The sequence below is a fragment of the Clostridium sp. 001 genome (assembly GCF_019056555.1).
Taxonomy (GTDB): domain Bacteria; phylum Bacillota; class Clostridia; order Clostridiales; family Clostridiaceae; genus Clostridium_B; species Clostridium_B ragsdalei.
In genome coordinates this window covers 2,487,507-2,508,260 of sequence record NZ_CP020473.1, presented here as the reverse complement: position 1 = coordinate 2,508,260, position 20,754 = coordinate 2,487,507, and the positions used below count along the sequence as shown (strand labels likewise).

General features: G+C 29.8%; 21 protein-coding genes and 1 other annotated feature. Of the genes, 8 read left to right on the top strand and 13 right to left on the bottom strand.

Annotated features, from left to right (window positions below; translation table 11 throughout):
• Positions 1-145: 145 nt before the first annotated feature.
• The 6 genes from B5S50_RS11720 to B5S50_RS11695 all read right to left on the bottom strand — a co-directional run bounded on the left by B5S50_RS11720 (position 146) and on the right by B5S50_RS11695 (position 6,708).
• Positions 146-1,186, bottom strand: a complete 1,041-nt coding sequence (locus B5S50_RS11720; protein WP_065078913.1) for a 3D domain-containing protein — start codon at positions 1,184-1,186, stop codon at positions 146-148.
• Between the two features lie 326 nt (positions 1,187-1,512).
• On the bottom strand, positions 1,513-2,289 hold the full coding sequence (locus B5S50_RS11715; protein ID WP_065078912.1) for a TatD family hydrolase: 777 nt from the start codon (positions 2,287-2,289) through the stop codon (positions 1,513-1,515).
• A gap of 343 nt (positions 2,290-2,632) precedes the next feature.
• Complete coding sequence (metG, locus tag B5S50_RS11710) at positions 2,633-4,567, bottom strand: methionine--tRNA ligase (RefSeq protein ID WP_065078911.1); 1,935 nt, start codon at positions 4,565-4,567, stop codon at positions 2,633-2,635.
• Between the two features lie 88 nt (positions 4,568-4,655).
• Positions 4,656-4,894 (bottom strand) — a binding site (T-box leader).
• A gap of 22 nt (positions 4,895-4,916) precedes the next feature.
• On the bottom strand, positions 4,917-5,495 hold the full coding sequence (locus B5S50_RS11705) for a uracil-DNA glycosylase family protein (RefSeq protein ID WP_217301893.1): 579 nt from the start codon (positions 5,493-5,495) through the stop codon (positions 4,917-4,919).
• Between the two features lie 93 nt (positions 5,496-5,588).
• Positions 5,589-6,107 (bottom strand): spore maturation protein, encoded by a 519-nt coding sequence (locus B5S50_RS11700; protein WP_217301892.1) that lies wholly within the window; start codon positions 6,105-6,107, stop codon positions 5,589-5,591.
• Positions 6,108-6,132: 25 nt separating this feature from the next.
• Entirely contained in the window at positions 6,133-6,708 is a 576-nt protein-coding gene (locus B5S50_RS11695) for a nucleoside recognition domain-containing protein (RefSeq protein WP_065078909.1), read from the bottom strand.
• Between the two features lie 180 nt (positions 6,709-6,888).
• Here B5S50_RS11695 and B5S50_RS11690 point away from each other — a divergent pair, with 180 nt between their 5' ends.
• Entirely contained in the window at positions 6,889-7,131 is a 243-nt protein-coding gene (locus B5S50_RS11690; RefSeq protein ID WP_063555496.1) for a hypothetical protein, read from the top strand.
• A gap of 12 nt (positions 7,132-7,143) precedes the next feature.
• Positions 7,144-7,329 (top strand): hypothetical protein, encoded by a 186-nt coding sequence (locus tag B5S50_RS11685; RefSeq protein WP_065078908.1) that lies wholly within the window; start codon positions 7,144-7,146, stop codon positions 7,327-7,329.
• A 54-nt stretch (positions 7,330-7,383) separates the two neighbouring features.
• Here B5S50_RS11685 and B5S50_RS11680 read toward each other — a convergent pair whose 3' ends face one another.
• The 3 genes from B5S50_RS11680 to B5S50_RS11670 form a co-directional block, all read right to left on the bottom strand.
• A complete protein-coding gene (locus B5S50_RS11680) occupies positions 7,384-8,880 on the bottom strand; it encodes a glucosaminidase domain-containing protein (RefSeq protein ID WP_217301891.1) in 1,497 nt (498 codons plus the stop codon).
• A 70-nt stretch (positions 8,881-8,950) separates the two neighbouring features.
• Entirely contained in the window at positions 8,951-9,856 is a 906-nt protein-coding gene (locus tag B5S50_RS11675) for a polysaccharide deacetylase family protein (RefSeq protein WP_217301890.1), read from the bottom strand.
• 170 nt (positions 9,857-10,026) lie between these two features.
• A complete protein-coding gene (locus B5S50_RS11670) occupies positions 10,027-10,980 on the bottom strand; it encodes a polysaccharide deacetylase family protein (protein WP_065078905.1) in 954 nt (317 codons plus the stop codon).
• A gap of 783 nt (positions 10,981-11,763) precedes the next feature.
• Here B5S50_RS11670 and B5S50_RS11665 point away from each other — a divergent pair.
• Positions 11,764-11,940: a hypothetical protein gene (locus B5S50_RS11665; protein WP_154104991.1), complete on the top strand. Its 177-nt coding sequence runs from the start codon at positions 11,764-11,766 to the stop codon at positions 11,938-11,940.
• 69 nt (positions 11,941-12,009) lie between these two features.
• Positions 12,010-12,489 (top strand): 2-C-methyl-D-erythritol 2,4-cyclodiphosphate synthase, encoded by a 480-nt coding sequence (gene ispF, locus B5S50_RS11660; protein WP_065078904.1) that lies wholly within the window; start codon positions 12,010-12,012, stop codon positions 12,487-12,489.
• A gap of 132 nt (positions 12,490-12,621) precedes the next feature.
• Here the strand turns inward: ispF and B5S50_RS11655 are convergent, their stop codons facing one another.
• The gene (locus tag B5S50_RS11655) at positions 12,622-13,215 is read right to left on the bottom strand and encodes a DUF1836 domain-containing protein (RefSeq protein ID WP_217301889.1); all 594 of its coding nucleotides are present in this window, start codon (positions 13,213-13,215) and stop codon (positions 12,622-12,624) included.
• Between the two features lie 324 nt (positions 13,216-13,539).
• Here B5S50_RS11655 and B5S50_RS11650 point away from each other — a divergent pair, with 324 nt between their 5' ends.
• From B5S50_RS11650 to B5S50_RS11640, 3 genes are read left to right on the top strand one after another with little or no spacing between them, the layout of a single operon-like run.
• Positions 13,540-14,124 carry a hypothetical protein gene (locus B5S50_RS11650; protein WP_065078902.1) on the top strand — a complete coding sequence of 195 codons (585 nt, stop codon included), beginning with the start codon at positions 13,540-13,542 and terminating at the stop codon, positions 14,122-14,124.
• Between the two features lie 15 nt (positions 14,125-14,139).
• Positions 14,140-14,790 carry a PspA/IM30 family protein gene (locus B5S50_RS11645; RefSeq protein WP_065078901.1) on the top strand — a complete coding sequence of 217 codons (651 nt, stop codon included), beginning with the start codon at positions 14,140-14,142 and terminating at the stop codon, positions 14,788-14,790.
• Positions 14,791-14,798: 8 nt separating this feature from the next.
• Positions 14,799-15,452 (top strand): DUF1292 domain-containing protein, encoded by a 654-nt coding sequence (locus B5S50_RS11640; protein ID WP_217301888.1) that lies wholly within the window; start codon positions 14,799-14,801, stop codon positions 15,450-15,452.
• 199 nt (positions 15,453-15,651) lie between these two features.
• On the opposite strand, the gene B5S50_RS11635 is transcribed toward B5S50_RS11640, so the two are convergent.
• A complete protein-coding gene (locus B5S50_RS11635; protein ID WP_065079068.1) occupies positions 15,652-17,043 on the bottom strand; it encodes an HDIG domain-containing metalloprotein in 1,392 nt (463 codons plus the stop codon).
• Positions 17,044-17,595: 552 nt separating this feature from the next.
• Between B5S50_RS11635 and B5S50_RS11630 the strand changes: the two genes are divergently transcribed.
• Positions 17,596-17,841, top strand: coding sequence for an AbrB/MazE/SpoVT family DNA-binding domain-containing protein (locus B5S50_RS11630; protein WP_065078899.1), 246 nt, complete (start codon positions 17,596-17,598; stop codon positions 17,839-17,841).
• Positions 17,842-18,056: 215 nt separating this feature from the next.
• On the opposite strand, the gene B5S50_RS11625 is transcribed toward B5S50_RS11630, so the two are convergent.
• Both B5S50_RS11625 and B5S50_RS11620 read right to left on the bottom strand, forming a co-directional pair.
• Positions 18,057-19,103 (bottom strand): NlpC/P60 family protein, encoded by a 1,047-nt coding sequence (locus B5S50_RS11625; protein ID WP_217301887.1) that lies wholly within the window; start codon positions 19,101-19,103, stop codon positions 18,057-18,059.
• A gap of 444 nt (positions 19,104-19,547) precedes the next feature.
• Positions 19,548-20,585, bottom strand: coding sequence for an NlpC/P60 family protein (locus B5S50_RS11620; RefSeq protein WP_065078897.1), 1,038 nt, complete (start codon positions 20,583-20,585; stop codon positions 19,548-19,550).
• Positions 20,586-20,754: the final 169 nt, after the last annotated feature.

Below are 20,754 nucleotides of genomic sequence, written 5' to 3'. Positions count from 1 at the left end.
TCTACCGACGCAGTATGATAAAAAATAGGCTAGCATACTGACTAGTTATTTCTTTGAAAATGCCTTATTATAGATAATAGATACCTTATACTTATACTCGAAAATATTCTCATAAAATTAAAAGAAAAAATAGGAGCATGTGCTCCTACCTAATTACATAAACATTAACCCATCTTACACCCCAGTTGTCTACTTCTGAGCTAGAATCAAAAAATAAATCTAATCTATTTCCCTTGATAGCCCCACCTGTATCTTCTGCTATAGCATAACCATAACCTTCTATATAAAGCTTCGTACCAAGTGGTATTACTCTAGGATCAACTGCTACTGAACTATAATCTCCATTATTTCTCCTGGCTACAGTGCCAGATGCAGTTATACCAAATGCTGGATCTCCAGGACTCTTGCCTGTACTGGCATAATCTGCAGTATATGCAGTTGCCCTCATTTGCAGTGATTCAACATAGTTAAGATTAGTTCCTCTAGACGGAGTATAATTGGTCAATGTTCCTATGGCTATGACTTTTTGTACCGGCTGTTTTTTTATGATTTCGCTAATTACTTTTTTCGAAACCTCTTTACCATTTTGGTATACAACCCTAGTCACAGTCTCCCTCTCTCCATTTTGTCCTTCTTGCACAACCTTTTTAGTTCCATTTTCAACCTGCTCGTCACTTTTCAAAATTGTGTCATAGTTTATAGGTCTGTCCTCTTTTAGGTCTTTTGTTTTAACCCTAGTCACTACTACATTCATTCCCTTTTTCAACGCATGCTTTCTGGATGGATATACTATATCAAGTTTTGAAATTCCTATCTTCTCTGCCTTTAACATATCTTCAACATTATCCTCGGCAGACTCTAAATTCAACTTTTTATTGTCAACTTCTACTTTAACTTTTACTACTCTTTTGATTTTCAACGTGGTGTTATTTTCCACCCTATTGTCTAGACTAGGCTTCACTTTATCCTTAGGCCCTATGCTTATTCCATTATTATCCAGAACCTTTCTATAAGTATTACAAAACGTAGTAATATTCTTACTACTTCCATCTACTGAAACAACTATTGTCTTTCTTGTACTAAATACTACTCCGATTAAAATAGATAAAATTACAACTGCAATAATTTCTACTCTAAGGCCATTTGGAAAATATTTTTTCAAGTAAGTCTTAAACTTTTCCACCATAAAAATACCTCCTCTGGGCGAGAGCGACATATTCCATTATAAATGGAACCCAAAATCATGTCAAATATCACTCTGCATTAAGACTGTTATAAAATGTTAAATGCAGCCTTGTGCATAAAACTATAAATAAAATAATTATTTATGATTCCGATATTATACTTCATGAGTAAATAACTCGCATTAAACCTACTAATTGGAGTTTTCTACTCAACCTACAGTCTATGCTATTTTTTTGGTGGTTTAAAGTGCCTATTATATAAACTATGCTGTTAAATCTATTTTTATTACTAAAAATAGATTTAATAAAACCTCTCTTTAATTTTACACTATTTTACCATATTAAGCAACTGTTTCATGTTAAAAATTGTTAATTGACTTATTTTACTATCCTCTACGCCTTTGATTTCAGCTATCTTAGCTATAATAAATTTTATATATTCAGATCTATTTCTCTTTCCTCTAAAAGGAACCGGAGCCATATAGGGACAGTCTGTCTCAACTAAAATTCTATCAAAGGGTACTTCTCTTGCAACTTCAACAGCTTTCTTTGCATTTTTGAAAGTTACTACCCCTGTAAATCCTATGTAATATCCTAATTTTAAAAATTCCCTTGCAATTTCAACACTTCCAGAAAAACAATGTATTTCTCCAATAACATTCTTAAACTGTTTTACTATATTTAAAGTATCTTCATGAGCTTCCCTATCGTGTATAATTACCGGTAATTTTAATTCATCTGCTAATTTCATCTGCTTTATAAATACAGCTTTTTGCACTTCTTTCGGAGGATTTTCTTTGTAATAATAGTCAAGCCCTATCTCCCCAATTGCCTTTACTTTTTTATTTTTAGCTAAAATTTTTAATTCTTCTAATATATCATCAGTAAATACGTCAGAATATTCAGGATGCACTCCTACTGCTGCATAAAACATATCATGTTTATCTGCTAATTTAACAGATGCTCTAGCTCCTTCAATAGAAGATCCACAATTTAATACTCCAACTATATTGTTTTTCTTCAACTCTTCTATTACTTTATTCCTATCTTCATCAAATTCTTCATCATCATAATGCGCATGGGCATCAAATATGTTTAGTTCCATATGACTTCTCCTAACCTAATTTTAAATTCTTTGGCAGTTTTAAAAAATTGCGAAGCAAAGCTTCGCAAGTTAAGAATTAATAATGAAAAATTAATAGTGAAGGATGATTTTTAGCTATCGCAAAAATCTTTAAATTTATATAAGTCAGCGCTTAGTAATGTTTTGCTTTAGCAAAACGAGTCTTCAAAAATTTAATTAAAGATTTTTTGTAGTGTAACGAAAAAAATCCACATTAACTATTAATTCTTCATTCTTAACTATTAACTAAAAAAGTTGCTTCGCAATTTTTTTATATCAAATCAAAATTTCACATGTGCCAAAGTTGAATTATATAAAATTCACATTACCTTACTGTGCTTCCACTTGGGATTTCATCAGAAAGTGATAGTATGGATAATTTACTATCATCATCTGAAGCTGCAGATAATATCATTCCTTCTGAAATTTCACCTTTTAATTTTACAGGTTTTAAATTTGCTACAAATACTACATATTTGCCCACAAGCTGTTCTGGCTTATAATACTTTGCAATTCCTGAAACTACCTGCCTCTGTTCCTTTCCCATTTGAAGTTGAAATTTAAGTAGTTTATTGGATCCTTTTATGTTTTCACATTTTAAAACTTTAGCAACTCTTAAATCTATTTTATCAAAATCATCTATAGTTATTTGTTTTTTTAAAGATTTTTCATTAGAACTCTGTGCTGCTTTTTTTTCTTCTTTTAGTTTATTTAATTCCTCTATTTTTTTATCTACATCTATTCTAGGAAATAATAACTCTCCCTTACTTATCTTTGTTCCAGCTTTAGTTCCATTAAAAGAGGCTATACTATCCCAGGAAACAACGTTTGTATTAAGTTGTTTATACATTTTAGTGCTTGTTTCAGGTAAATATGGAGAAACACATACAGATATTATTCTAAGTGACTCTAAAAGATTGTAAAGCACTGTTCCAAGCCTATCTTTTTTAGCCTCATCTTTAGCTAATATCCATGGTGTAGTTTCATCTATATATTTATTTGATCTAGTTATAAGATCCCATATATTATCTAAAGCTTCTGGTATTCTTAAATCGTTCATATTCTTCTCTACTTTTTCAGGAGTTTCTAATGCTAAATTTATAAGTTCATCATCAATTTGTTCTTTTTTTATTGGTTCTTGCACTACTCCATCAAAATATTTTTCAACCATAGCACAAGTTCTAGATAATAAATTTCCCAAATCATTAGCTAAATCTGCATTAATTCTTTTTATAAATATTTCATTATTAAACAATCCATCTGAACCAAATGGTATTTCTCTCAATAGATAATATCTAACAGCATCTGCACCAAAATTATCTACTAAAACTACAGGATCTACTACATTTCCCTTTGACTTTGACATCTTTCCCCCATCTACCAGAAGCCATCCGTGTCCGAATACCTTTTTAGGAACAGGAAGTCCTAATGCCATAAGCATTATAGGCCAATAAATTGTATGAAACCTTAATATGTCTTTACCAACTAGATGTACATCTGCTGGCCAGTACTTATTGTATAACTCTTCATTTTCACTACCGTATCCAAGAGCTGTTATATAATTTGCAAGAGCATCTATCCAAACATATATTACGTGTTTTTCATCAAAAGTTACAGGTATTCCCCAATTGAAAGATGTCCTAGAAACACACAAATCTTGAAGTCCAGGCCTTAAGAAATTATTTAGCATCTCATTCTTTCTAGATTCAGGCTGTATAAAATCAGGATGATCCTCAATATACTTTATAAGTTTAGGCGCATATTTTGACATTTTAAAGAAATATGCTTCTTCCTTAGTTTTCTCTACTGGTCTTCCACAATCAGGACACTTTCCATCTGCTGCTTGGGTTTCTGTCCAAAAGGATTCACAAGGTGTACAATATAATCCCTCATAACTTCCCTTATATATATCACCTTGGTCATACAATTTCTTAAATATTTTTTGAACTGCCTTAACATGGTAACCCTCTGTAGTTCGTATAAACTTGTCATAACTTATATTCATCATATCCCACAGCTTTTTAATTCCAGCAACTATTTCGTCCACATATTCTATAGGAGTAACGCCCTTTGCTTCAGCTAATCTCTGAATCTTCTGTCCATGTTCATCTGTTCCTGTCAAAAGCATAACATCATAACCTGTAAGCCTTTTAAATCTTGCAAGAGCATCTGCTGCTACAGTAGTATAGGTGTTTCCTATATGAAGTTTTGCAGATGGATAATAAATTGGCGTAGTAATATAATAAGTTTTCTTGGTCATGTTTTTCTCTCCCTTTTTCTTCTAGTTTTATTGTATTTCTAATTATTTTTTCATATAAAAAAACCCCCATATGGAAAAATTCTTTCCACATAGAGGCGTAAATTACGCTTTACCACTCTACTTTACTTTTACTTCACAATAAAAGCATCATTAAGTAACTATTCATTACCTTGTAATGTAACGGTTACTACCGTACCACTCTACTATTATTTCAAGCGATATACTCTAGAGCCATATTCATAAATCTTATTGCATTCGGCTCTCACCCAAACCTGCCGACTCTCTTTGTGCAAACTAATTTACTACTCTTTCCTTCACAGTATTTAACAATATAATATGTCATATAATTTTATGTGTCAACATTTTTTGTTTGAAAAATTTCTTCACTTTTCTTTTTTATACTTTTTAAATCTTCCCAAAATGCAGATTTTTTATTCACATCTCTTAAAACTGCTGAAGGATGAAAAGTTGCAGTCATATAAAAACCTTTTTTTTCAACCCACTTTCCTCTATCTCTTGTAATTCTCCAATCCTTTCCCAATATGCAGCTCATAGCAGTTGCACCGAGACAAACTATTATTTTAGGCCTTATAAGTGCTACTTGATTTCTCAAATATGGAATACAGGCTTCTTCTTCCTGCTCATAAGGAGTTCTGTTATTTTGGGGCCTGCACTTACAAATGTTACATATGTAATAATCCTTTTCCCTATATAAATCAAGTGCCTCAAGAGCTTTCGTCAAAAGCTGACCTGCCCTACCTACAAAAGGTATTCCCGTTCTATCCTCATCTGCTCCTGGTGCTTCTCCTATAAACATAATATGTGCCTTAGGATTTCCATCTCCAAAAACCATATTAGTTCTGTTATCTCCTAAACTACATTTATGACAATTTAAACATTCTTCATAGAGCTCTTTCCACCTTAACAACTTAACTCACATCCCGAATAATTATGAATTATACTATATATTATACAACTAATTATTATAAGGTAAAATATAAACTTTCATACCAATTTTCAATTAAAACATAATTCTAGTTACTATAACTGCTGTGATTATTGCAGTTATATCTGCCATTACTGCCGCCCAAAGGGTATGCCTTATTTTTTTTATACCAACTGCTCCAAAATAAACTGTAAGAGTATAAAATATAGTTTCCGTAGAACCCATAATTATAGAGGAAATTCTACCTATGTAACTATCTGGTCCAAATTTACTTAAAGTTTCAGCGAATATTCCAAGAGCCCCACTGCCTGATAAGGGCTTTACAAGCACAAGAGGTACTACTTCAGGAGGAAGTCCTATAAATTTTACTACAGGTTTTACAAATCCTATAAAGTAATCTAAAACTTTAGATTCTCTAAAAACCCCTACTGCTATTATCATTGCTAGTAGGTACGGAAATATCTTAATACATATATCTATCCCTTCCTTGGCTCCTTCTACAAAACATTCATATACCCTAACTTTTTTCATTTGACCATAGGTAACCATAAATATAATAATTATTGGTATTATTGCTTTTATTATGTACTTCACTCTACCCTACTCCTTTTAAATAAAGTTAAAAATATCTCTGGAGAATTTTACAACATACTACCCCTACTATTGCAGATATAGTAGTTGTAATTATGGCTGGTATTATTGTTTCTGCAGGATTTTTAGATCCCATTGCCGCTCTTATAGATATAACCGTAGTTGGGACAAGCTGTATGCAAGCTGCATTTAAAACTAAAAAAAGCGCCATATCATCACTTGCTTCTTCTTTCTTTTTATTGAGATTACTAAGCTGATCCATAGCTTTTATTCCAAAAGGAGTGGCTGCATTAGATAATCCCATCATATTAGCAGTTAAGTTCATAACTATTGGCCCTATAGCTCTTTCATCTTTAGATGCATCCTTAAACAAAACTTTCAAAATGGGTCTCATTAAACTTGCTATTTTATTCATAAGGCCACTTTTCTCTGCTATTTTCATTACTCCACACCAGAGACACATTATTCCCAAAAGACTTATCATAAGTTTTACTGAAGCATCTGAAGAAGCTATAATAGACTTGGACACTGCCTCTCCCCTTCCAGATAATATTCCAAACCCTATTCCAAAGGCTAAAATAAAAAACCATATAATGTTTATCACAATATAACCACTCCCCCTATAATCCAAAATATACAAATATTTATCATATAACTAATATATGATAATAAGAATATAAAATTACCTATAAGTAGATGGATTTTATAGAGATGAAATGATTGAAAATCCCTTTTAATAGTGTTACCATTTATGTTGTGATAATTTTTAAATTGGAGGTTAATAATGACCATTAGAGATATAATGAAATATATAGAAAGTGAATATCTAGTTATAAATGATACTCCCTGTGAAATATGTGGAGGAGAATATTTAGCTGAAAATTCAAATGTATCCATAGTTGATGGTATCCCCTACGATGTTTGTAATTGTGTATGTTCAGAATGCGGCCATGAAAAAACTTTTCAATTTTGTGCACCATTTGTAGAAGATGAAGATTTATCAAAAATAAAAAATATATTAAATTAAGGAGAATTATTAATGAAAGAAAACACTTTAAATTTGGCCCAACAAGATATCGACGAAGCTCTGTCAGTTATTGAAAGTTTGGAAAAAGCCATCATGAGAGACAGCTCACAGAATCAGGTATTGAAAGACAAATTTCATCTTCTTTACGACAAAGTAAACGAATTGGAAAATATACTAAAAAGTGAAGGAATTATTTAAATAAAAAACACTATCTAATCATCATTGATTTTGATAGTGTTTTTATTATATTTATTATTTATATTTAGGTATTTCAAATTCTAATGTTAAATTAGAACCTGCTGTTATATCCTGCATTTCCTTTATTATATTTGGTATTTGTTTATATGCCCAAGATATATCCGTAGCATATTCATGCTGTCCGGGATTCCCAGGATTCCACCTCATTTTATAAATAGTGTTTTGATTTGTTGACGGATTGTTTATATACCACTTTCCTATCCACTGCGCTCCACCTGAAATAGCTCTCTCTACAGTAGTCCATCCATTCTCATATGCAGTTTTAGTTCCATTTAAAACAGCATTATCGTCTGTTGCATTTATTCCAAAGAAATTATATACAGGTACTCCATAAATATAATTTCCACTACTATCTGTTGCTCCACCATTTGCGAGCTTAGAAGTACCATTTCCTGTTTCAAGCATAGCATGTGAAACTAAATAAGATACACTTATATTATTATTTTTAGCTGCATCTAAAAATGCTTGTCCTTTTCCATCAAAAATTCCTTTTCCTTTTAGAAAATTATTTAGACTATCTGCTGTAACACCATCAGAATATGTAAGCTTTAAAAATTGATATTTACCATAACTGTCAAGAAAATTATTTGGATCAGCATAATATTTTATCTGATTTTTAGTTGCAGCATTGTCCATTACATTAGCTGCTACAAATACAGGTGTACTATCCGAATTTAACTGCGTATTTACCATATCGTCTAAAGCTATATCATAATTTACAAATTCACTAGACTTACTATCTACATTATCCACACATCTAAAATAATCTACAAAATAATTATCATATTCTGTATTTCCATCTTTATGGGCTCCAGTAACACCTGTCCTTTTTACATAAATTACTGCTTTGTATTTTTCACCGTTAGTACCTGCACTCAACGTTTTTAAAGATGTTATTTTTCCGCTTTCTTCATTAGTATATCCATTTGTAAGCTCAGTATAACTTCCTTCTTTATCGTTTTGTCCATTTACAAAAATTCTATACTGAACATCTGATGAACTATCACATTGTATTAAAAAGCCTTGTTTCTCGGATGACAAAAGTGGTACATATTCAAATTTGTTGGAAGTTATTTTAGGAAGATCTGTATAACCTGTCCCATCTGAATATTTATTACTTGTAGTAAACTGCATACTTAAAGGGTTGGACAAATTTTTTCCTGAAGCTGATTTTAATCCTTCCCCTATAACAAGATTATATTTTTCACTTGGATCATATCCTGATACCTTAGGACTTACCATCACAGTACTTGGATCATTTCCCAAAGTTACTGCCACAGGAACCTGAACATTATTTTTATCATTAACTTGTATGTTAGTACTATTTACAGTACTTGGTTCCAAATTGCTGCTGAATTTAACAGTCCACTCTTTATTGGTATCAATATTTATCCTAGGAGATCCCAGTGAAGAATTTGCAGATACCTTAAATTGAAAAGCAACTAGTGCAAAAGCTGCTGTTATTATAAGTGTCTTTACATTCTTATTCAATTTTTTCCCCCCCAAATATTTCAATTTTAATTATTTTATTACTTGAACGTATTACTCTAGGTAAAAGTCTTCACTTGTTGGTATTTTCATAATTACTATTCGTAAGCCGTCTTTTAAATTCGTTCATTCCATACTTTTCACTTACATATACTCTGTGCAAAGTATATATTCCTTGGTCCTTATTAGCCCACCCCCCTGCTGTAGTAAAAGCCATACTATATCCTTCTGTCTTTAATGCCTTTATGGCACTTTCATTCCATTTGCCATAAGGATATGCAATATACTTTATTTTTTTATTAAGAAGTTTTTCTAAGAATTCCTTTGAATCTTTTAAAGTCTGTATTTGTTTGTCATAAGTTAACCTATCAAGTTTATCGTGATTTACTGTATGACTTTCAATATCCATACCATAACTATCCATTTGCTTTAACTCACTGGAAGTTAAAAAATCTTTCTCGTTATTTATACTACTTGTAATCATAAACACAGTAGCCTTAAATCCAAACTCCTTTAAAACAGGAAAAGCATTCTCATAGTTATCCTTATATCCGTCATCAAGAGTTATCACTACAGATTTATTAGGAACTGGTTTATTATAAGCCAAAAAATTATAAAGTTCATTTAAAGTAAGGGTAGTATATCCATTGTCCTTTAAATACTTCATCTGTTCTCTAAATTTTCCCTTTGGCACCCTTAATTCATTTCCCTTTTCATAATCTATGGAATGATAATATAAAATAGGAATAGACTCAGAGTTATATTTTAAATTATTTCCTGTAAATTCTCTATCCTTAACAGGTGATACCTTTTTTATATTTGTTTGATTTTTTTTATCAAACTTTACATTTGATTTATTATCGACCTTTTTTTGGTCATTTGAAGATACAAGTTTAGTTTTGTAAACACTATGTACACCAATTATAAAGAAAATCAATAAAACTAGAGCAATTAAACCTTTTATATTTTTATTTTTCATATTATCGCTTCTTTCCAACCTAACCTGGATGATGCCTACACTTTTCTCATTAGTTATGTAGATTATAAATTTTCTAGTAAATAAAGTAGGCTTTTTCCTAAATTTATTATATCAAACAATCATATACATAAAAAGCTTAATTTCAAAAGTCTATAAGTTCATTTTTTTCTTTAAGCTATTGTTTTAAATTCATATCCCTGACCTTTTAGATATTCTATAATTTGAGGTAATGCTCTAGCCGTTTCTTCTTTACCATAAGTATCATGCATAAGTATAACAACTTTTTGTTGTGAACCTACACTTCTTTTTACATGTTCTAAAAGCTGATCTGCATTTTTTCTTCTTCCCTCTGCATCAAAATCATAGGCATTCCAATCTATGCTGTACATATCTTTTTCCTTTAGTCGTGCGTTAAATTCATTTAAATTAGGATCATGGTAGTATGCCCTTGACATATACCCTCCTGGAAGTCTTAGTACTCTAGTATTAAAATCTTGTCCAACAATATTCCTTATAGCTGCATTATCCTGTTCAACTTCTGCCATAACAGTACCTACATCAAGTCTATTCCCAGGATATAACCTTCTCATGCTGTGTGTATAAGTATGATTTCCAATAGCATGTCCCTCTTTTAATATTTCTTTTACTAATTCCTTACTTTTTTCATTTTTTTCTACATTTTCTCCTAGCAGACAAAAGGTTGCTTTCACATTATAATTTTTCAAAGTATTCAATATTATAGGTGTTACAGTAGTAGAAGGTCCATCATCAAAAGTTAGAAATGCTATCTTCTTTCCATCATTTGGAGCTTTATTGTCCAATATATCTTTTACTTTTTGTGCGTCATAAGTATATTTCATTCCATCTTGAGATACATTATGTCTAATGTTCTTGTCCTTATCTGAACCTTGTTTATTACTACTTTTTACATTACTTTTAGATGCCTTCTTCTCACTAACTTCACTCCCAGCTTTTTTATCAGCAGATATTACCTTATTAGTTTTTGATTTATTCCCATGAAAATAATTATATCCACCATAGGACAAACCAAAGACTACAATCAATCCAAGTAACATCAATCCACTATTTTTAAAAATCTTACTAAAGTTGTTCCTTGTTGTCATTATATATTATCTCCCATCCACTTTTATTAAATTAAACTTTGCATAAAAATCCTTTCCCTAACATATTAAAACATGTATCTTCATTTTTGTTAAACAAAATATTAACAAATTATAAATTATTTCAGTTTTCGTTACATTTATAAAGCCTATTGTATGTTTGATTTGAAATAAAAACTATATTCAACATTATCCACAACATTATTACATATTTTGTGGATAACATGTTATTTTTATATAATATAAGTTATCTTTTCCCACTAATTTTCTGTCTAGGGTAAAGTTTAAAATCTAATATGCGTACCTCATTACTGCTATATTAAAAAAATATCTCTGAATAATAGTCATAAATACGGTATATCTAATAATATAATAGATACTACTAGTTGTAGACTTTTCCACATTATCCACAGATAATATGTTAATAAATTGTGTTATTAACGTATTATCTATAAAACAATATTTGTTTATACATAATTTTCATACTATTTATCCACATTATCCACACTTTTGTGGACAACATGTGGATAACATATTATTTAGTAACACATTTAATCCTATATCCATATAATATTATTAACCACATAGTCACAAAGCTCATAAAACACAACTAACATTTTCCAATACAAAACAATATACCTTTTTATCTCAAAAATTAAGGGGATTACCTGTCCCCTTAATTTTATAATTGTAGTTCAATTAAATATTTTTTGTAATTTTCTTAACATACTTTTAAATTTATGTTATTATTATGGTAAGATCTTTTTATGGAAGGTGAGGTTATTTATGAAAGATAACGTTATTAAGGTAGATTTTTCAAGAAATAGGAAAAAAGATCCATTTTCACTTCTATTACTAATAAAGAAAACTTATAAGAAATTCTTTTACTCTATGTTTAAACCCTGCAAAACAAAGGATAAAAATAATAAAAATGTGATTCGAAGTTTTAAAGATATATCTTAAGGTGCCATTAAGTGCACCTTTTTATTATGTGTGTTAAAATATAATAAAAAAATCTAGGAGGAATTAAATGTGAAAATCGGGCTTGGTTATGATGTCCATAAATTAGTTTATAATAGACCTCTTATTTTAGGAGGCGTAAATATCCCTTTTGAAAAAGGCCTTATGGGACATTCAGATGCAGATGTACTTCTTCATGCAATAATGGATAGTCTTCTTGGAGCCTTATGTTTAGGTGATATCGGCAAACATTTCCCTGATAATGATGATAAATATAAGAACATATCTAGTCTTAGATTGCTCTCACATGTATCAGCTTTAATTAGAGAAAAAGGATATACTATAGGAAACATAGATTCTATTATAATAGCCGAAAAACCTAAACTCTCTCCATACATACAAGATATGAGAGTAAATATAGCTAAAACTCTAAATATAACTACATCTGTAATAAGTGTAAAAGCAACTACAGAGGAAGGTCTTGGCTTTACCGGCAAAGGAGAAGGTATAGCTGCTCAAAGCATCTGTTTGTTAACAGATAATTCAAAATAAGCTACTCATAAACAGGGTGCATGGGAGTGCTATATCAGGTAGTCATCGGATAAAAATAACTTACTTAAATTTGATCTGCACAAATCTAGGTAAGTTGCATAAAGTATCATGGTAAACTTATTTTTATCCCTTTTATTTTCCTTCATAGTTATTTACTATATTTTGAACTAGTTTCTTAATTGCACTCGCCTGGCAAATTAAAGACATTACCACAAAGAAAATAACTATCCTATCTTCATCCTCAGATTTTAAATTCATATCCTTTACCATATCTTGAAATTTTTTTTCATTAAAATGTTCTTTATTCATCAAATCATCAAGGCTATCGTTATGCAAATCTGAAAATATCTTATAGGCATTTTCCCAGGATATTATATCATCTTCTCTATCGTTTATCTCATTAAAGGCAAGCCTAAAAACCTTTTTTATTTCCTCTGTGGTTAATATAGGTCTCATATAACTTAATAAAATGAGCTGTGTCAGATGAACTTTTGTATATCCCCTTTTTTTCCCATCCTCGGGTTTAGATATGACTTCATTTTTAATATAATTCTGTACTATATTATTTGTGTATTTTTCACCCTGAAACTTATCATTTAGGTAGTCTGTAACTTGAGATAAAAATAAATCATACCTAGGTAAGTCTTCATAAGGTACTATAGTATTATCTGATATATTCTTAGCAGCTTTATTTATATATTCCATGCCAAATTTGTGTTCTTTCATTATTTACAACCTCCAAAATAACAGTTATTTTAACCTTAAAAACCATATTAATATTATAGGTTATATATATATTCTTTACAAACTCACTATTTATTAAATCCACGGGAATTTGTTACATTTTCTATATAAATCATGATAAACCATTATAAATCATATTAAATTGTCTTAAATCACTTATAACAAGTTAATTTAATGCTTGTTATAAGTTATATAATACTATATAATACTCTCATACTTAATGTTATAAAAATTTAATATTATTAATATCCACTAGCTATAAATATTATGTTACCATATAAGAAAAGATTATTTTCTTTAAGGGGGGTGGCTAAAGTTAAGTTAAATAAAAAACTTTTTATTATATCATTAGTGATGGCTTTTTTGTTCTTATCCGTAGATTTGTTTACACCACAGGGAAATATCTTAAACATAAATAACAATACTGTATATGCAAGAAACTCTGGTGGATTTAAATCAAGTGGATTTTCACACAGCACAAGTAGCTTTTCACATAGTAGTAGTTCCAAATCTTCTGGTGGTAGTTTTAAATCGGGTAGTTTTTCTTCCCCTAACTCTACCTATAAGCAAAAAAATAGCAGCAATAGTTCTGGAGGAGATTTTAAGTCAGGCAGCTTTTCTAATACACCTAATTCTTCTTCAAAATCTAGTAATCAAAATACTAACCAAAGTAATTCTGGCTCCGGTCAAAATTATAGCAGCGGAAGTCATAGATCTTTTTTCCCTATACCTATACCCATCCCCTGGGGTCACAGCTCCAGTTATTATGGATATGGTGGAGGTCATAGTCTTTTAGCAAACTTCTTTTGGGGCTTTGTTAAATTTGTAATATTAATTTTAATATTACTATTTATTATAAGAAAGATAAAAAAATTTAAAAACAGAAAATAATGAGGAGGATTTTTTATGGGAGTATTAAAAAGAGTATCAAATATTTTTAGGGCCAAAGTAAACAATACTTTAGATGATATTGAAAACCCTATTGAATTGCTTGATCAAAAACTAAGGGATATGGATGACAGTCTAAACAAAGCTAAATTATCATCAGCACAAATACTAGGTAATGTTCATGAAATTGAAAAGAAAATGGAAGAATCAAAAAGAATATCTACTGAATTTGATGAAAAAGTAAAACTTGCAATGAGCAAGGGAAATGAAGAATTAGCTAAAAAGGCTCTAGCTAGGAAATTAGAAGCTGATAAAAGTTACAGTTCTTTAGAAACTAGTTACAAAGATGCTTGCCAAAAAGCTGAAGCAGTTAAAAGTAAGTTAAAAGAATTAGAAGAAGAAATACACAAAACCAGAGTATATAGAGATGAAGCTGCAGCAAGATTTAATAATGCAGAAGCCACTAAAAAAGTAAATGAAATACTATCTAATGTAGAAACAGGAAGCAATAAAATAAATATTGATGACATTGAAAGAAAAATTCAAAAGAAAGAATCTTTGGCTGAAGGACTGGGAGATTTAAGAGAAGAGGATTCTTTAGAAAAAGAATTTAAAAAATTAGATGAAGTTGATCTTGATAAAGAATTGGAAAAATATAAACAAAATTAGGTGATATCATGAGTAAAGCTGACCAGTTCTTAAAACGTGAAAAAGATAAATATGGCAAAATATTTGTAGCTATAAATTATGCTATAGATAACATTTCTCCTTTTTTAGATAAAGATATTTTAAATAGGAGAAAATATGTATCCAAAGTATCAACCTTAAAAAAATATATAGATTTAATTGAAGCTGCACAAGGTGAACTTGATACAGGAGGGTTTTTAAACAAGCTAAAAAGTGATAAATATATTTCTTTACTAGAAGATTATAAAAATGACAATTTAGAATCTTTATCCCAACTTGAGAAATGCAGCACCTGCCAGTGCCTTAACTGTACTTCAGATTGTAAATTTGACAGTTGTCTTGGATGTAAATGTGGTTCCAGAATTATTCACTGTACTAGAGATAAAATAAATGTCACAAAACATGATAACTTTTCTCTAAACCTTACTAATGACAAAACTGGTGAAAGCGATAATTATACAGTACTGGCAGTTCTTCAAGATGTACAATTAGACAAAAAGTATATAATAATAGAAAATACCTTATCTAAAGAGAAATTTATTCTGTATTATTATCCTGGGATTTCAGAAGACAGTTATGGAGAAATTTCCGATGCAGAAGAATTTGACTTTGTAGTCTCAACTTTTCAAAGTATGGAAGAATAAACGAATTTTCAGACACTTGTCCACAGAAATCATGAACTTATCAACATTTTCTGTGGATAAGTTATATATATTCATATTAATACAACACTTCTAATCAAATTTCAACTTTTATATATTAGCATAAACAAAATTCTAATTTATCAATTCATAGTGCCATAAGCAAGAACTTATCCACAATGTGGATAAGTTCTTGCTTAGTTTAAATATAATTGTTATTTATTTTAACTTTTAAATAATTCAATGCTTCTTCTCTAGTTTGTATTTTTCCTAAATATCTAAATCTTGTCACATCCTCAAGAACATTTTTTACTTCAGGCCCTGATATATTTAAAATCTGAATAACATCATTTCCATTTAAAATTTTATCCTCGCTTATACTACAATATAACTCATACTCTTTTAACATCTCTTCAATAAACATTTTAAATCTAACTTTCTCATTTTCAACATCCAAAAGCATTCTTGTAGCATAGTTATCACAATATGCAGCAGTTAGTATTTCTATTATATACCCATCATATTTTGAAAAAAACTTATAAAAATCATTCTTCTTATCTTTAGAATTTTGTTTAAAAATTTTCAGTGGATACATATGACCATCTACTATATTTTCTATATAGCTTTGTGCTTTTTTGGGGAATTTCATGTTCCTACAGAAATTCCTAGCTATGATAGCTCCTTTCATTTCATGTCCCCAAAAACTTACCTTGTCTCCGTCCTTTCTATAAGCTTCATATTTACCTATATCATGCAAAAAACAAGCTAAAGACATATACTCTCTCAACTTAAATTCACCTATTTTATCTTGAAACACATGTAAATTTAATCCTTCAACACTTACCTTACCATTTAAGATATCCTTAAATACACAATAAGTTAAATTCATATGAGTAAATACATCTTCTATATGATACGCACATTTTCCTATAGTTTTTAATTCTTCTATATAAGGTATAATATTTTTTAGTATTCCATAGTTATCTAAAACTTCAAAAGCCTTTCCCTGATTGTCCTTTTCTAATATAAGCATAAATTCTTTAAAGACTCTTTCCATAGGCATATCCATTATCCTATAACCTAATTTTTCAATGCATTTTTCCGTATCCAAATTAAAATGCATTCCATAAGATATATGAAACCTAACGCCTCTAAGTATCCTGATGGGATCATTTTCTAAGCTCATATCAGTTACATTTTTAATTATTCTATTATCAATAGATCTTCTTCCATAAAAGGGATCAATAACTTTAACTTTATCTCCACTAAGCTTTATAGCTATAGCATTCATAGTAAAATCTCTATTCTTCAAATCCTCCTCAATAGAATCCCCCTCCATAAGAGATATATCTATTGAATTATTTCCTAGCATACATCTATATATACCTATTTCCTGTTTTATAGGAAAAAATTTATATTGTCTATTCTCAAGTTCCTCCATAAATTTTTCAATATTTCCATTAAATATAAAATCTATATCTTTAGGTTGAGCTGTTATACCAATCAACCTATCTCTTATATACCCACCAACTAAATAAACTTCTCCTCCTACTTTACTTACTACTTCTCTTGCGCTTTTAATAAAGTCTTTCACATAATCCAAATTAATCACCTACTTACTTATTATTTTATCACATAGAAATACTCTATTTCTATAAATAAAATTTCCTTTTTTTAAAATTATCAACATTACGTGTCTAAATTGCAGATATATTTTTGCAAAAATAATTCTAATACAACCTACTCTACTTCTATTTATTGAAGTGTACATCTCTTATTTTAATATAAATACTCTCTTATATCCATATAGATTATCAATATTACAATTTCTTATCGAAAATTTCGACTTCAAATATTTAATTATCCATTTAGTTACTATTTTATAAAAAATATTTTTTCAAATTTCCTGATTTTGTACTTAATTCTAATATTAATTTCTTACATTTAAATCCTTGTTTATCATATATTATAAACTTTTATTAATATTGTTATTGACTTTTGAATATTATGGTAGTATATTAACTTTAGATGGAATTTGATTAGAAATTTGTAAAATACTTTATGAAATTATATTGACTTTTAATGTAATTTTTGCTATTATCTAATTGTAGTCGTGTCGAATTATGGAATTAGAGGAGGAAAATTAATGAAATCAACAGGTGTTGTAAGAAGAGTAGACGAGCTAGGAAGAATTGTCATTCCTATAGAATTAAGGAGAACTTTAGACATTGCTGAAAAAGATGCCTTAGAAATATATGTAGATGGTGAACAAATTATATTAAAGAAGTATGAGCCTGCATGTATTTTCTGCGGTGACGCAAGAGACGTTGTAAATTATAGAGGTAAGAACATCTGCAAAAGTTGTTTAAATGCATTAAAAGAAGGCAAATAATCATTATTTAAAGGACCTGCATTATAATTATAATGCAGGTCTCTTTTTCTGTATTGAACTTATCAATGAATCTTACTTAGTAGAAAAAGACAATATTACGGTAGATAGCCATTGGACAATTTAAGGTAAAAAAAACATAGCTAAATTTCCTAAATACAAAATGGATTTAACTATGTATGTATATTTAAATTTTAAAATAATATGTCATTAAACTATTATCTAACTCTTCTTCCACCCGTAAAATCTGATCTATTATCCAAAGATGCTATTTTAACTACATCTCCTGTTTTAGGTGCATTAATAAACTGTCCTCCACCTACATATATTCCTACATGATACGCTGGAGAACCAAAGAAAACCAAATCTCCTGGCTGAAGTTCATCTCTTGATACAGCTGTACCTACCGTTTGCTGTTCCTGTGAAGTTCTCGGCAAATTAATTCCAAAATGAGCATATACATATTGAACTAATCCTGAACAATCAAACCCTGAAGGAGATGTTCCTCCCCATACGTATGGAACTCCTAAAAAGTTAGAAGCATATGCTACTACTGCATCAGATGATGCTATAGAATTTCCTCCTCTTGAAGCACTTTGTTGAACGTTACTTGCAGCTGAAGCAACTGCTTTTAGAGTTGCTTGATTAGCAATTTCTAAAGATTTTTCTTGTGCATCTAAAGATGCTATTACATTTTTTGCACTTTCTTTATCACTATTAAGCTTGGCCAACTTTTTTTCATTTTCTAACTTTAGTGCCAATAGCTTATTATTTTCACTATTTAATTTTTCTTTTCCATTAGCTAATTGATCTTTTTTATCTTTTAAATTTCCTATAATATTCTTATCAAAACCCATTACTTTCTTAACATTATCTACCCTAGATATAAAATCATTTAAATTATCTGCATTCAATATTACTCCCAGGTAACTACTTATGCCATTTATATACATAGCCTTTACTCTTTGATTGAACACTTGCTGCTGATTTTCCATATTTTTTTGGGCGGAATCTATATTAGCTTGAGTTTGTTTTATATTATTAGAAATTGATGCTATATTCTTTTTATTATTTTCTAAATCATTCATAGTCTGTGTTATCTGGTTGTCCATTTTTTCAGCTTTAACTTCCAATTCCTGCTTTTGTTGTTTAACCTGCTCTAATGAAGTCGATGAACTTGATGCACTTGGCGCAGCCAAAACATTTGCCCCTGTTGACAATGCCAAAGTTAATGCAATTGCAACAGATAAGGTTCTTTTATTCAAAACTTTTCTACCTCCTCGTAAAATATTTAATAGCTTACAAATTTGAGCTTCTTATAACCCCAAAAAGCTGAGATTAGCAAGTAACGTACATCTATTATAACATTAAATTGATACATACCTCAACACATGCAGAAAATTTTCGCAAGAAATATTGTGAATTTTAAATAAAATCAAATACTATTCTAGTAATTTATCAATTATATCCTGTTTCTATTAACGATTTTTTACAAAAGATATATAAATTTTAAACTTGCCTTTATTTTCTAACTATAGGTCTAAAAATTCTTATAAAATTCACATTTAGAAAGTTTTCTACCCTTTGTTTACCATAACATATCCCTTGTATTTAAATTTATAAATAAAAACATAGCTAAATCCTCAATCACAAAAGTGAATTTAGCTATGTATGTATACTGAAATTTAAAATAATATGTCACTAAATTATTATTTAACTCTTCTTCCACCTGTAAAATCTGATCTGTTATCTAAAGCTGCTATTCTAACTGAAAGCCCAGTACGTGGTGCTTCAATAAACTGACCATCACCTACATACATTCCTACATGATATGCTGGAGAACCAAAGAAAACTAAATCTCCCGGCTTAAGCTCATCTCTTGATACAGGTGTGCCCACATTTTGCTGTTCCTCTGAAGTTCTTGGCAAATTAATTCCAAAGTTTGCATATACATATTGAACTAATCCTGAACAATCAAACCCTGAAGGAGATGTTCCTCCATATACATAAGGGACTCCTAAAAAGTTAGAAGCATATGCTACTACTGCATCAGATGATATTATGGTACCTCCTCTTGAAGCACTAACATTACTTGCAGCTGAAGCAATTGCCTTTAAAGTTGCTTGATCAGTAATTTCTAAAGATTTTTCTTGTGCATCTAAAGATGCTATTACATTTTTTGCACTTTCTTTATCACTATTAAGCTTGGCCAACTTTTTTTCATTTTCTGACTTTAGTGCCAATAGCTTATTATTTTCACTATTTAATTTTTCTTTTCCATTAGCTAATTGCTCTTTTTTACTTTTTAAATCTCCTACAACATTCTTGTCAAAACCCATCACTTTTCCAACATTATCTACCCTAGATATAAAATCGTTTAAATTACTTGCATTTAATATTACTCCCAGGTAATTACCCATGTTATTTGTATACATAGCTTTTGCCCTTTGATTAAATACTTTCTGTTGGCTTTCTATACTAGCTTGCACAGAATCTATGTTAGCTTGAGTTTGTTTTATACTATTAGAAACTGAGGCAATACTTTTTTTGTTATTTTCTAAGTCGTTCATAGTTTGTATTACTTGGTTGTCCGTTTTTTCAGCTTTAACTTCTAATTCCTGCTTTTGTTGTTTAACCTGCTCTAATGAAGTCGATGAACTTGATGCACCTGGCGCGGCTAAAACATTTGCCCCTGTTGACAATGCCAAAGTTAATGCAATTGCAACAGATAAGGTTTTTTTATTCAAAACTTTTCTACCTCCTCGTAAAATACTTAACAGCTTACAAATTTCAGCCTCTTATAACCATAAAAAACTCAAATTCGCAAATAACATGTTTCCATTATACCATTAAATTGGTATATACCTCAACACATATAGAAAATTTATATCAGAGATATTATAAGTTTTTAATAGA

Coding starts and splice junctions, on each gene's coding strand:
- B5S50_RS11720 (WP_065078913.1), bottom strand. CDS start 1,186: ATGGTGGAAAAGTTTAAGACTTACTTGAAAAAATATTTTCCAAATGGC.
- B5S50_RS11715 (WP_065078912.1), bottom strand. CDS start 2,289: ATGGAACTAAACATATTTGATGCCCATGCGCATTATGATGATGAAGAA.
- metG (WP_065078911.1), bottom strand. CDS start 4,567: ATGACCAAGAAAACTTATTATATTACTACGCCAATTTATTATCCATCT.
- B5S50_RS11690 (WP_063555496.1), top strand. CDS start 6,889: ATGACCATTAGAGATATAATGAAATATATAGAAAGTGAATATCTAGTT.
- B5S50_RS11685 (WP_065078908.1), top strand. CDS start 7,144: ATGAAAGAAAACACTTTAAATTTGGCCCAACAAGATATCGACGAAGCT.
- B5S50_RS11675 (WP_217301890.1), bottom strand. CDS start 9,856: ATGAAAAATAAAAATATAAAAGGTTTAATTGCTCTAGTTTTATTGATT.
- B5S50_RS11670 (WP_065078905.1), bottom strand. CDS start 10,980: ATGACAACAAGGAACAACTTTAGTAAGATTTTTAAAAATAGTGGATTG.
- B5S50_RS11665 (WP_154104991.1), top strand. CDS start 11,764: ATGAAAGATAACGTTATTAAGGTAGATTTTTCAAGAAATAGGAAAAAA.
- B5S50_RS11655 (WP_217301889.1), bottom strand. CDS start 13,215: ATGAAAGAACACAAATTTGGCATGGAATATATAAATAAAGCTGCTAAG.
- B5S50_RS11645 (WP_065078901.1), top strand. CDS start 14,140: ATGGGAGTATTAAAAAGAGTATCAAATATTTTTAGGGCCAAAGTAAAC.
- B5S50_RS11640 (WP_217301888.1), top strand. CDS start 14,799: ATGAGTAAAGCTGACCAGTTCTTAAAACGTGAAAAAGATAAATATGGC.
- B5S50_RS11630 (WP_065078899.1), top strand. CDS start 17,596: ATGAAATCAACAGGTGTTGTAAGAAGAGTAGACGAGCTAGGAAGAATT.